The organism is Kovacikia sp. CALU 1929, assembly GCF_056784235.1.
The window spans coordinates 1-12,972 of sequence record NZ_JBXBCF010000087.1; the positions used below are offsets into that span (position 1 = coordinate 1).

General features: G+C 49.8%; 11 protein-coding genes. 2 read left to right on the forward strand and 9 right to left on the reverse strand.

The window, feature by feature from the left end; genetic code table 11:
- The first annotated feature begins 164 nt into the window (after positions 1 to 164).
- Positions 165 to 650 (forward strand): PH domain-containing protein, encoded by a 486-nt coding sequence (locus AC1S52_RS23845; protein ID WP_482031534.1) that lies wholly within the window; start codon positions 165 to 167, stop codon positions 648 to 650.
- A 240-nt stretch (positions 651 to 890) separates the two neighbouring features.
- Here the strand turns inward: AC1S52_RS23845 and AC1S52_RS23850 are convergent, their stop codons facing one another.
- The 9 genes from AC1S52_RS23850 to hppD all read right to left on the reverse strand — a co-directional run bounded on the left by AC1S52_RS23850 (position 891) and on the right by hppD (position 11,859).
- A complete protein-coding gene (locus AC1S52_RS23850; protein WP_482031535.1) occupies positions 891 to 2,438 on the reverse strand; it encodes an FAD-dependent oxidoreductase in 1,548 nt (515 codons plus the stop codon).
- 345 nt (positions 2,439 to 2,783) lie between these two features.
- On the reverse strand, positions 2,784 to 3,950 hold the full coding sequence (locus AC1S52_RS23855) for a pyridoxal phosphate-dependent aminotransferase (protein ID WP_482031536.1): 1,167 nt from the start codon (positions 3,948 to 3,950) through the stop codon (positions 2,784 to 2,786).
- A 70-nt stretch (positions 3,951 to 4,020) separates the two neighbouring features.
- Positions 4,021 to 5,220 carry a PrnB family protein gene (locus tag AC1S52_RS23860; RefSeq protein WP_482031537.1) on the reverse strand — a complete coding sequence of 400 codons (1,200 nt, stop codon included), beginning with the start codon at positions 5,218 to 5,220 and terminating at the stop codon, positions 4,021 to 4,023.
- A 240-nt stretch (positions 5,221 to 5,460) separates the two neighbouring features.
- Positions 5,461 to 7,344 (reverse strand): AMP-binding protein, encoded by a 1,884-nt coding sequence (locus AC1S52_RS23865; protein ID WP_482031538.1) that lies wholly within the window; start codon positions 7,342 to 7,344, stop codon positions 5,461 to 5,463.
- Positions 7,345 to 7,490: 146 nt separating this feature from the next.
- Entirely contained in the window at positions 7,491 to 7,664 is a 174-nt protein-coding gene (locus tag AC1S52_RS23870; protein ID WP_482031539.1) for an NblA/ycf18 family protein, read from the reverse strand.
- A 19-nt stretch (positions 7,665 to 7,683) separates the two neighbouring features.
- Positions 7,684 to 8,571, reverse strand: coding sequence for a geranylgeranylglycerol-phosphate geranylgeranyltransferase (locus tag AC1S52_RS23875; protein WP_482031540.1), 888 nt, complete (start codon positions 8,569 to 8,571; stop codon positions 7,684 to 7,686).
- 31 nt (positions 8,572 to 8,602) lie between these two features.
- Complete coding sequence (locus AC1S52_RS23880; RefSeq protein ID WP_482031541.1) at positions 8,603 to 9,526, reverse strand: hypothetical protein; 924 nt, start codon at positions 9,524 to 9,526, stop codon at positions 8,603 to 8,605.
- A 64-nt stretch (positions 9,527 to 9,590) separates the two neighbouring features.
- Positions 9,591 to 10,748, reverse strand: a complete 1,158-nt coding sequence (locus AC1S52_RS23885; protein ID WP_482031542.1) for a homogentisate 1,2-dioxygenase — start codon at positions 10,746 to 10,748, stop codon at positions 9,591 to 9,593.
- Between the two features lie 4 nt (positions 10,749 to 10,752).
- A complete protein-coding gene (hppD, locus tag AC1S52_RS23890; RefSeq protein ID WP_482031543.1) occupies positions 10,753 to 11,859 on the reverse strand; it encodes a 4-hydroxyphenylpyruvate dioxygenase in 1,107 nt (368 codons plus the stop codon).
- 546 nt (positions 11,860 to 12,405) lie between these two features.
- Between hppD and AC1S52_RS23895 the strand changes: the two genes are divergently transcribed.
- On the forward strand, positions 12,406 to 12,933 hold the full coding sequence (locus AC1S52_RS23895; protein ID WP_482031544.1) for an Lrp/AsnC family transcriptional regulator: 528 nt from the start codon (positions 12,406 to 12,408) through the stop codon (positions 12,931 to 12,933).
- Positions 12,934 to 12,972: the final 39 nt, after the last annotated feature.

A 12,972-nucleotide genomic window follows, 5' to 3' on the forward strand; every position in this document is an offset into this window, starting at 1 on the left:
TGAGCAGTTAGTGGAGGAGTATTTAGAGCATCATCGGAGTCCATCGAATCAGGAGCGCGATAACTTCCTACTTGAGTAGATTAACTTGGGCTTTCAGCCCTTTAGGAACCTATGCACTTTCAGTGCATAGTGGTTCAGTTAGATGATTGGGAGAAAGGCAGGCTATGATTTATTACTCAAAGAAGGATTGGTGGCTTGTTGTCATACTGGTTATCGTTGCAATAGTGATCATTTTGCAATCCATTTGGGGCATCTACAATCTCCTATCTTCCAAGGGGAATAGCCAGGTGGGGTGGCTCTCCATCCTGATTAATGTTGTCACTGGGTTCGTGATCGTCGGGGTAACGCATCCGCTTTACTACCAAATTACTGCGTCGGATTTAAGCATACGGAGTGGATTATTGTGGTGGCAGATACCGCTTACATCTGTTTATGAGGTGCGCCCAACGAGAAACCCTTTAAGTTCACCAGCCTTGTCGCTTGACAGATTGCGGGTAGATTATCAGAGCAATGGAAAACTGAAATCTATTCTCATTTCACCGGAAGACAAAGCTGAATTTATGCGCGATTTGGCAGCCAGCGAAAGGGGGCTTGAGTTGAGAGATGGGCGAGTTATCAGGGTGGGGAGAACTGAAGGAGATATCCTTTGACGGGCTAGATTTTGTTTTCATCCCCCCATCCACGGGTGCAGCGCACAAGGGAAGCGTTGTATCTGAAAAGCCAGGGATATCCGCGCTGGGAAATTGCCCAATCCAGCCTACGGCAGATAAGATTGAACGGCTACCATGCCCCTAACTCATCAAGGAATTTGGCTAAATCCTTGATCCGGCAAAGTCTCCGCTCCCAACTTAGGGGTGAACAGATAGGGATTGTTTGCTGACTGCTGATTCCTATTCTATGTAATCGTTTCCAGAACCATACTTCCAGGCATCTGCCCAGCGCCGCAGATAGTATTGTTGGGTGGGTGGGAGGCGATCGCTCCACACTTGCAAAGCCTGCCCCACTGGCGATAACCCGGAATAGACTGCCAGACTGGCATAATGTACCATCCAGTCTAGCAGGGTGGGCAGTCCAACCTGAGGCAGAATTTTGAACACCATACCGGGCTGCGCCAGAGAGGTTTTGACCAGGGTTTGAAATAGTGCCGAAAATTGCACCACATCCTGTAGAAAGGGCTTCAATACCGGATCGCCCAACTGCTCCATTTGAGTAAACACGCTGGCAAGCAATTGATTAATCTGGTTGGGCGTAATTTTCTGATCCATGCCTACACTCATTGCCCGCTGAAACAGCCAGGTGACCGATAGGCTGGGCTGATAGGGTTGCAACAGCGCCAACGCTTTTTGGTCGAGAGCATTGTTTTGCAACGCATCGTGAGTCCCGCTAGTCAGCCGCTCCAGGTGGCGCACCATTGCCCCAAACCCACCAAAACTGAGGGGAGACTGACTGCCGCTGCTGTCTCCAACGGGTAAAATTCGGTTCCAGTGCAACTTGAGTGGGCTTTGGCGGTAGCAGGGAAAGAAGCCAAACAGCGCCCGCTTAAACTGAAGCTGCTCCAGAGACACGTTTTGATAATCGGGCAACAGACGCAGATACTCTTCAAATAAAGTTTCCAGACTGGGGCGATCGGGGTGGGCATCCAGGTAGGTGAACAGGTAAGTCGTTCTGCCATCCCTGGCAGGAAAAGCTTCCCAGAAGTACTGGCACTGGTTTTGCAGCGGCGTGAAAGACACGATTAAATCACCGGATGCATTGTCAGCAAAGCCCGTAGCGCAACTGCCCACCACCAGACAGACTGCATCCGGTTGTTTGCCCTGCCGTGCCTGCTGCACAATTGGGGAAAAGTGCCCCATTGCATCCAGCAGCAAACGAGTTTTGAATTCCTGCTCTCCCGCCTTGACCTGCACCCCATCAGGATGAACCACCGCGCCTGTAAATGGAGTCTGCTCAAACAACTGTCCACCCCAGGAAAGGAATCGTTGCTTTAAGGTTTCCAACAGAAACACCGGGTCTACTCCAATGTTGAGCACATCCCTGACCCAAATTTCTGGTCCATCTAAGAAGCTGACGCGGGCAGGATTGTATTCGGTGGCGATCGCCTGCTCCAGTTCGGCTTCCGTCAACAAACCTAGTTTGACAAATGCCTGAAGCTCCTTGCGGGAAATATTCCATTCCTGTTCCCGTCCCCGCAATGTCCCCCGTTCGATTAAAGCAACCCGCCATCCCCGTTGAGCCAATCCTGCCCCTAGCAAAATTCCCAGGGTGCCCCCACAAATGACGACATCCCAATCCGGTTCCAGTGGTTCGCTATCCTCCTGCACCACTTGAGGGATGGGGAGATTTCCCGTTTTCAGAGAGTGCCAGCGGGCATCTGCTTGCCGGAGCGCTCCTAGTATATCTCCGGGTAGTTGAGAGAGGATGTCAGCAGTCAGGCTCATGGGTTAGCAGTTGAGGTTTATTTAAGGATCTTTGGAGGCAAAAAGAACGTTTGTTAGCAGGCAATCAGCAATTTTGAACCGTTGAGCGTTGGGCAACTTTGACAAGTAATTTGGCAAGTACAAGATAGATTATTTTAGCAATGAGTTGATCAAACCCAGAAGGCAGTTTGAGAAGCACCCCTATCGCATGAAGGTTTCATGCTATGGAAAAGAGCGATCGCGTCAAGTGCTTCTTTACGAGCAATGAGTTTTACTCGTTTGTAGAAATGGGTCATTGCGGCACGGCACTAGAGCGAATCCTGGTCATAGAATTCCTATAAAATCTCATAAGGTTTGGTGTGAGTGTCAAAGCGTGCTTACTGCCACTTGAATTCGCTGTAATGCTTCCTGAATGTTCTCCAGGGAATTGGCATAGGAAAGTCTGAGGTAACCATCGCCCCATTTGCCAAAGGCGGTTCCTGATAGAACCGAAACGCCTGCATCTGCTAACAGGTAATCTGCCAGTTTGTCACAGGGGAGGGGGAGCTGGGCGACGTTGGGAAAAACGTAAAAGGCTCCGGCAGGTTTGAGGCAGTGAATGCCTTCAATGCGATTCAAGCCCTCGACGATCGCATCTCTTCTGCGCTTGAATTCTGCCACCATCTGGTTGACGGCATCCTGGGGTCCTGTGAGTGCCTCGATTCCGGCAATTTGGGTGAAGGAGCAGGTGCAAGAATTGGAGTTAATCATCAGGCGGGTGATCTGGTCAATAATGGGTTCAGGGGCAACTCCGTAACCCAGCCTCCAGCCAGTCATGGCATAGGTTTTGGAGTGTCCGTCAAGCAGGATGGTACGCTCCTTCATGCCAGGAAATTGGAGGATACTGGTGTGTTGTCCGTCGTAGATGATGCCGGAGTAGATTTCATCCGAAAGGATGTAAAAGTCGTGCTGATTGGCGAGATGGGCGATCGCTGCTAGATCCTCTGCGGTTAGCAGTCCCCCAGTGGGATTTTGGGGAGAGTTCAGGATCAATAGTTTTGTGCGATCGGAAATGGCATCAATCAAGTCATCCATCCGAAATCGAAAATCGACTTCCTCTAGTAATGGTAAAGGTACGGCTTTGGCACCAACAAAGTTAATGACCGATTCATAGACGGGAAATCCTGGATCAGGATAAATCACTTCATCACCAGCATCGACTAACGCCATCAGGGTAAAAAAAATAATTGGTTTGGCACCGGGAGTCACCACCACCTCGTTGGGATGAACATTGATGCCTCTGGTTCTGGCAACGTGATCGGCGATCGCCTGACGAAACTCTATTAATCCGGCAGCGGGACCGTAACCTGTGTAGCCCTGTTTCATTGCTTCACAAGCAGCTTCGCAAATGTTGGCTGGGGTCGGAAAGTCGGGCTGACCAATTTCAAGGTGAATAATGCTTTTGCCCTGTGCTTCTAGATTTTTGGCTTTGGCAAAGACCTCAAAGGCAGATTCCGTACCCAGGTGATTCATTCGTTCGGCAAATTTCATCATGGTTTACTCGCTTTTGGAATAGGGGTGAGGGAGCAGGGGTCAGATGGTGGGGAAGGGAGAGAGGAACATTTCATTTCAACAGGTGTTTGCTGTTTTCATCACGGTGTTTTTTCAGGTAGTTCATGAAGGGGGTGCCGCCGGTGCCAACATTGGTGTCGTTGTTGGAGTGGGCGGCTTGTTGATGGATGTATTGGGCGGCGAATTCTAAATGCTTGGTTCTAAATTGCTCAATTTGAGAAATGCAATCGTTATATAAGTCTTTCAATTTAGGGACTTGTTCGTTATGAGTTTTAACAAAGTCACGCAGGGTGGAACGGTTTTCGACTTCTGCGATAAATTCACGATGTTTGGGTGGTATGTACTGGCGCATTTCCGTCAGAAATTCCCATAGGAGGTCGTGTTCATGGGTGATATTGAACAGGGCATCCATTGTGGGAACGATCGCGCTTTGGGCACCCGTTTCTCCCCGAAACAGTTGGGGCTGTTCGCCATACGCTTCAACGCCTTCATAAATTAGCCCATCGGGTAAGGCAGAATTATTTTTCCAGCCGTGAATGTAGGGGCGCACCCGGTTGTAGTAGATGTAGGGGTCGCAGCCTTCGGGCATCCGGTTCATGGTCAGGTTGATGGCTTCCCATGCATGTTTGATTGCTTTTAATCCGTGGATGATGACGATCGCATCGTGATTGGCGATGGCTTCTAGAATTGAGGGAATGGTGGCTAAGGCGCGGGCGGCTTTTGCCTCAATGTCAATGTGAATTAAAATAAACCAGTCTTCATCGATTCCACCCAGAAAGTTTTGCCCAATGATGATGTTGCCGATAGCGATCGGTTTGGTTTCGTCAATCCGGAGCCAGTTATCCATTGCATAGGAGGCGTAGGATAAAACGGGCGGTCGCCCCAGTTGCTGGGCAATTTGGTGGAAGGGAACAGCCAGGTTACGGGGTAAAACGTTGACTGGGGGGGATTCTCCCCAAATGTAGCCATGGGTCAGGTAAGAATAGACCTGCATGGCTCGACGCAGTTGCATGTCGTCTAATGGATGCTGTTCCAGGTTGATTTCTGGGAGTTGTTGAAGTCTGTGGCGAATGTGTCTAAGGGTTAGCCATTTGGGTAAATGGGTTGCGGTTTCCTGTATGGGTTGAAGGTCTTTGGGTAGTTCAGTTTTGGCGGGGGATTGGGGTGGTAGGAAGCCGGTTTCTGGGTTGACTTCGTAATCTTTAAGTCTGAGAGAAATAAGGGGCTGTTTGTTAAATGTAGGGAGAACCATGATTTTATTGATGGGAAGGTTTTGAGAATTGGGGGTGGGGTTGGCTAATTCAGGTGGTGCTGAATAGCTAATAGCTATATGACTTGGAGGGAAGTTTCAGTTCTTATAGCTCTCGATTTGTATCCAAAATCAGCAACGCGGAACTTTAGGTGGGAAGGCAAAACCTGGCTTGGGGGGCTGCCCCCCAAACCCCCCGATCTGAGGGACGGCTGCGTCCCCCAGACCCCCTCCAGAACTAGGCTATTGATTCGTGGGAAGTGGAAGTTGGTTGGTTTTTGGTTGGCTGGAGGGTAAGGGGGGGTGGGGTTGGTAGCGATCGCGCAAAATCCGTCGCATGACTTTGTTGGAGGCGGTGCGGGGGAGGGTTGCTACGATGACTAGGTCGTGGATTTTGAATAGGGGGTTGAGCTGTTGTTTGATGGCGGTTTGAAGTTCGGTGAGTAGTTCTGGTTTGGTTTTCTGGGCATGGGGGGAAGGCACGACGTAGACGACCAGGTGGCAGGGTCCGCCTTCGGCGGGGGGGAGGGCGATCGCAGCGGTTTCGCAAACGCCTTCTACGGTGTTGAGTACCTGTTCAATTTCGGCGGAACTGACTTTGATGCCGCCTAAGTTCATCGTGTCATCGACGCGACCGTGTGCCTGGAAGTAGCCGTTGGGGAGGCGTTCTAGCTGGTCGCCGTGGCAGCGGAGGGGGGGAGAGGGGGAGGAGGCGAAGTAGACTTGATGGTGGTTTTTGTTGAGAAGTTCGGTGGAAAGTCCAATGGAGGGGGGGAGGATGAAGGCCTCCCCTTTTGGGGCGGGGTTACCGTTGGGGTCGAGGATGGCAATATCCAGTCCGAGGGCGGGGGTGGTAAAGGTGGCAGGAATACAGGGTTGAACCAGGGTGCCGGTGATGTATGCGCCGCCGATTTCGGTGCCACCGCAATACTCAATCACGGGTTTGTTGCCTGCTAGAGCCATCAGGTAGCGCATGTCCTGGGGGTTGGAGCATTCCCCGGTGGAGCTAAAGGCTTTGATGCTGCTCCAATCTAACCCTTGCATACAGCCAGTCGTTTTCCAGGCATTGACCAGGCTGGGAACGACTCCCAACAGGGTGACATGGGCATCCTGGATAAATTGACCATAGGCGAGATCGGTGGGGACATCGGTGTAAAGGGCGATCGCCGCTTGATTGATTAAACTGGCAAAAATCAACCACGGTCCCATCATCCAACCCAGGTTGGTATACCATGCCAGCACGTCTTCTGGATGGATGTCATGGTGCAGGTAGGCATCGGAGGCACATTTAATTGGCGTGGTGTGGGTCCAGGGAATCGCTTTGGGGTCGCCAGTGGTGCCGGAGGAAAACAGAATATTGCTATGGGCAGAGGGGGCTACAGGAATGGCATCAAACTGTTCGTTGGCACTCAAAAACTGCTGCCAGGTTAAATCACTAGATCGCAGTTCAACCGATAATAAATCACCCAGCGGCAGCACGATCGCCTTCGGTGCATTTGCCTCAGTAACTTTGGTGTAGAGCAGTAATTGTTTTCCGGAGCGCTGGGTGTAGTCCTGGGTAAAAATTGCTTTTGCCTTTGCCAATCGCAGGCGGGTGGCAATTTCACTGGCAGCAAAACTATCAGCAATCGAAACGACCACACAGCCCGCTTTGATGATGCCCATGTAGATGGCAACGGATGGGGGAGTCATGGGCATCGCAATGGCGATCGCATCCCCCGGTTGAAATCCGGCATGGACGAGTCCATTTGCCACCCGATTAGTGAGGGCTAACAGTTCGCCATAGGTCAGGCTCAAAATTGCCCCTTCTTGCTGGAAGAAAATGGCAGGGGCAGTCTCCGGTGCCTGAAAGCAACTTTCAACGATATTGAGACTTGCATCCACCAGCCATTGAGGATATTCCACACCCTGAGAACAATCAAGCACCTGACGATAGGGTTGCCTGAACCGAATTCCTAACCGGCGAATCATCACTGCCCAAAACTCAGCCCGCTGGTTAACTGACCAGGCATGGAGCGATGAATAGGAGTCGATCTTCAACTCATCCATCAGATCTGCAATATGGGTTGCCTGGATCTGCTCGGTGGATGGAATCCAGACTGGAGATGGGTCGCAGTGCTTAAGCATCGGTCCTCGTCTAGAAGGTGTGAGGGGTAAGGTCAAGTTTAGAGTTTAGAGTTTGAAGTTTAGAGTTTAGAGTTTGAAGTTTAGAGTTTCTCAAGAACTAATGGCTCTCAACTTTCAACTTTCAACTCCCAACTCCTCTCCCAGCCTTAGAGAATGAGGCAACTTTTCATCAGGCTGCGAATCACATTGTCTTTTACCATCAGTAACCGTGACACCTGAATCAACGTTTCTTGCATTTGCTCAGGGGTCATCTGTTGAGTTGATTCTTTAATTAATTTCATTTGAAACTGTTGTTCTAGTGTCAGGCTAAAGCTTTCCATAGCAACCTCGTTTATTAATTTAAACCCCTGGTGGGGCAGTGGCTAAGAGGGCAAATACTCCAAACATCATGCTTAACCGTTCCCATGAGATAAACGTTTGATAGGCGATCGCACTGCGCTGTTGTTGGTAATGGGCAAGTGCCACGCCCAGGGTGAATAAAACTGCTGAGGCAAATCCTACAAATAGCCAGGGATGTGCCATTGGTAGCCTATAGAATGCAATCGGGATGGACCCTAACAACCCGGCAAGTAAGGTCCAGGCAATGGAAAAGGCTGCCCGATCGCCCCACAGATTGGCAATGGTGGTAATGCCCTGACTGCGATCGCCCTTGGCATCATGCACATCCCAGACGATTTCCTTTGCCAGGGCATAGCAGAAGAGAAACCCAGTGGGATAAAGCATGGCAAAGGGACGGTTTGCCACTAAGCTGCCTAAAAAAATCAGTGTAGAGCCAATGGTCGCAACGATGAAATTCCCCAAAATGCCACTGTAAAGCAGGAGATGGGAGTAATTCCATAGCAAGCCAACGCTGACAGCAACGACTATTGTGGGATAAAGCCCCAGTGGGATTGCCCCCACTAGTGAAATCCCAAACAAAAGGATCGCCGCCCACCAGGCTTGCTGAAGGGAAAGGGCACCGGATGGTAAGGGGCGATCGGGATGATCAATTCGGTCTTTGTCTACATCCCAGTAGTCGTTAATGGCACAGGCAGCAGCGGTCATGCAGAATAGAATGACTGCCATCAATCCATACTTCCAGAGTGGGGTGGTGGCATCCACGGCATAGATGGTTGCACAACTTGCCAGAGCTGCCATGATTGCTAACGGTAGCCGAAAGAGGTGGGCAAAGGCTTGAATTAGCTGAATGCCTTGGGCAGAGGGGGGAAAATAGGGGTGGCTATCCATAGGTCGCTCCCAATGGTCGAATGCAAGTGCTTTACAGATAAATGTGGTCTAGCCGATCGCGTTCCAGTCCATCCCAGAAAACGGCGATCGCTTCCAGGATTTCTTTGCCTCCTTGCAGAAACTTTTTGCGGTCAAAATTGGAGCTGAAATAGACTGTTTCCAGTTCTTCCAAGGTGTGTCCGGCGTGTTGTGCCTCAACCCGGTTATGCCAGGTAAAAAATGCCAGATGCAAGTTGGGGTAACGCTGCTGTTTGAGTCGCATCAGCCCGTCTTCCAATTCCTGCCAGAAACCGGCGGCAGCCCAGTTTTCTACGGCAAAGCTGGCACCTTCTGAAATGGCTGGATCGTCACTGCCATAGAGCCGCTGCAACTCATCACAAAAGTGTAAAGTCGTGGGTCTACCGTGCTTGCGCTTGCCAATGTCCTCGTAGTGCAACCCTAACCCCTCTGCCACGCCAGTCAACCACTCAAAATGAGCCGCTCGAAATCGGCAAATCCCCCCATCGACGGTGCCTTCCGTGCTGACCAGTTCCGGGTCGCCTTCCCGGTCTTTGTCTAAACTTGTTTGAACTGGGGCAGGGGCAGCGAATTGCCCGGTTCTGCGGTAGATCACACCCAACTCGTTCAGCAAAATCTCCCGGCTGGCACGGGACTGTTGCAGTGTGGGTGAGTTAATCACTTTTAACAGGGCTGCAATCAAAAATTGGTTGGAAAAAACCGAGAACTGTTTGATGAAATGACGCAGTTCTTCATCGGTAGCAGTACCGGCTGCAAACCAGCGAGTGTAAGCATTATCCGTGATAATCCGATGCTGTAAAAATTCGCGATCGACCTCCCCTAGAAAATCCTGAAACTGACTCACCTGTTCCTGGGTTAGCTCCCCCTTCTGCAAGCGTTCCTCAATCCGTGGAGAAATGGTTGAGTGACTGGGAGGATTGGTAAGAACATAAACCATAATCGAGTCCTCCTAACTTTTCAAATTGCTGTTTGAATTATTATTTGTGAACTTTAAATCCCTCTTAAACGCTCCAACTGTAGGCATACTCCTTGTCTTCAACTACAATTGCCTGTTCGGTAAAATTAAGCGGATGAAAAACATCAATCATCACCGCCAGTTCATCCGTCCGTTCTTGCCCAATTGACCCCTCATACATGCCCGGATGGGGACCGTGGGGAATCCCTCCTGGATGAACCGTCATCGACGCTGGCTCAATTCCGGTTCGTGACATAAAAGCCCCACCCACGTAGTAAAGAACTTCATCTGAATCCACATTGGAATGGTTGTAGGGGGCAGGAATTGCCTGGGGGTGGTAGTCAAACAGGCGCGGTACAAACGAACACACCACAAATCCCGGACCGTCAAAGGTTTGATGCACCGGGGGCGGTTGATGCACCCGTCCCGTAATCGGTTCAAAATCCTCAATATTGAAAGCAAATGGGTAGAGATGCCCATCCCAACCCACCACATCCAGGGGGTGGTAGCGGAACAGGTAATGGGTAATGCGATCGCGTGCCTTCACCTGCACCTCAAATTCACCCTCCTCATCATGGGTCACCAGTTCATCCGGTGGGCGAATATCCCGCTCACTATAGGGTGCATGTTCTAGAAACTGCCCATAGCGGTTGAGGTAGCGGGCAGGCGGTTCAATATGCCCCTGAGCCTCTATGACAAGCATTCGCTGCTCAACCTCACCATCCGGCAGAATTCGCCACAAAACACCAGTCGGAATCACTAAATAATCACCGGGGCGATAGCGCAGAATCCCGTACTGACTTTCTAAAATACCCGTACCCCGATGAATAAAGATCAACTCATCACCCTGGGCAAACCGATACCAGTAAGCCATCGGTTCAGTTGGACGGGCAACCGAAATACAAAGATTAGCGTTGGCTAACAGAGGTACACGGGAGGCGATCGCATCGCCGGTCTGATCTACCATCGCTGTCCGCAAATGGCGGGGACGTAAAGCATCCATTTCTCCATAACGAATTTTTACGCATTTCTCTAATAAAATCTTTTGAATTTGAGTTGGTGGATGCAGATGGTAAAGCAGCGATTGAATCCCTGAGAACCCATGAATTCCCATCAACTCTTCGTGGTGCAAAGAGCCATCGGATTGGCGGAACTGGGTATGGCGCTTGTGGGGAATCGTGCCCAACTTGTAGTAATAACTCATTTTCCTAAAGGTTTCCTCTCAATGCCTGCTCCCGTTCGATCGCTTCAAACAGTGCCTTAAAGTTCCCCTCTCCAAAACCCTGGGAACCCTGCCGCTGAATGATTTCAAAGAATAGAGTGGGTCTGTCCTGGACGGGTTGGGTAAAGATCTGGAGCAGGTAACCGGCTTCATCTCGATCAATCAGAATTCCTAACGCTGCCAATTGGTCGATTGGCTCATCAATTTCTTCAACCCAGGGTTCTAAATGGTTGTAATAGGTCTGGGGCACGGTCAGAAATTCAACCCCAAACTGCTTAAGCGTGGTGACAGTTTGAATAATATTGTCAGTTGCCAGGGCAATATGCTGCACACCGGGACCGTGGTTGTATTCCAGATATTCTTCAATTTGGGATTTACGTTTGCCGGATGCTGGCTCATTAATGGGAAACTTAATCTTACCGCTACTGTCTTGCATGACTTTAGACATCAGGGCAGAGTACTCGGTCGAAATGGTTTCGCTATCAAACTTCATCAACAGATTGAAGTCCATAATGTCAGCAAAAAACTGCACCCAGCGATCCATTTGACCAAACTCAACATTACCAACTATATGGTCGATCGACCTTAGCCCGGTTTGTCTGGACAACTTATATGGAGATGACGCAGGTTCTTGTCGAGGCACAAAACCCGGTGCAAACACTCCAGCATAGTCAGCCCGATCAACAAACTTGATCAACACGTCTCCATAGGCATGGATTGCAGAGTAGCGCAGGACGCCATAGTCATCTTCCATTTCGGTCGCTGGAATGGCTCCTGTCGCCCCTCTAGCAGTCGTTTCCTGGTAAGCTCTGACCACGTCCGGCACTTCCAACGCAATCACCGCAACTCCATCCCCGTGCTTTTGCACACTGTCTGCGATCGCATGGCTTGAGTGGAGTGCTGAACTAAGCACAAAGCGAGTTTCTCCCTGCTCCATCACATAGGACGCGACCTTGCGATTACCGGTTTCTAGTCCTTGATAGGCAGTATGGCTAAACCCAAAACACTGAGCGTAGAACCGCGCCGACTGTCTGGCATTTCCCACATAAAACTCTAGATGATCAAAGCGTTTAACAGGGAAAATATGATTCATGGATAAACCTCCTTGCATACAGCCTGTGTACTAATGGCTCTTCTTGATTGAGCAATCAGCCGACAGAGATCGCTGCATGGATATGATTAACTTGTAATGATGCTAAATGTCAGTCTTGAAAGTAGGCTGGATAGAACTACTGCGAAACCCAACACCTTCAAAGTTTCGCTGTTGTACAATAAACATTCACGATATGGAGAGTGACTAACCCGGTAACAGCACTCTCAATTTCAAACTTGAGATCTCAAGTTTTGAGCAGCTTGTCTTATGAGCAATTTGTTTTCTGAACGACTTGTCTACAGGTGAATGCGCGGTAGGTGAATGCGCGATCGCGCTTATCGCTCAAAAACCTACTCCAGCAACGGTTTGATTTGAGCCTGCGGACTTTTAGTTAACTAGTTAAACAATTAAACTAAAAGTCCGTAACTCGATTATAAAATCAACTATAGGGAATCATCAAGGAGTATTTCTTAACAGACTAAGTTAAAATCCGTAATGAAATAGCTCGCTGCTACTGCTACGAGCATCATTCAAGGAAGAGCTACTTTGCCCAAACAGCCTGCCAGAGGAAAACCCAAAGTGAAGCCAGCACTGAAAAACCCAGAATCACTTCAAGCGCTTGACGATATTGATCGTCAAATTCTGCAACTGCTTCAAGAAAATAGCCGCGTTACCAGCACTGAATTAGCCCGTCAGGTCAATCTCTCCACACCCGGACTGCAAAAGCGGTTGAAGAAACTAGAAACAACCGGCATCATTGGGCGCTATGTCACGTTAATGAATCGAGAAGCACTCGGTTTAGACCTGTTGTGCTTTGCCCAGGTAACACTGGCGCATCACCAACCCGAATGTGTCGGTGAATTCTGCCATCAGGTTACAGAACTGCCAGAGGTATTGGAATGCCATCACCTGACGGGTGAGTTTGACTATTTATTAAAAGTCGTAGTAGCAAACCATCAACATCTAGAACGGTTATTGTCGGAGAAAATCACCCAAATTCCCGGTGTAGACCGGATTAGGACCAATATTGTCTTGAATGAAATCAAAACTTCGACTTCATTGCCATTGCAGTAAGCCCATTGCAGTAAGCCCATTGCAGTAAGCACAGGGAGG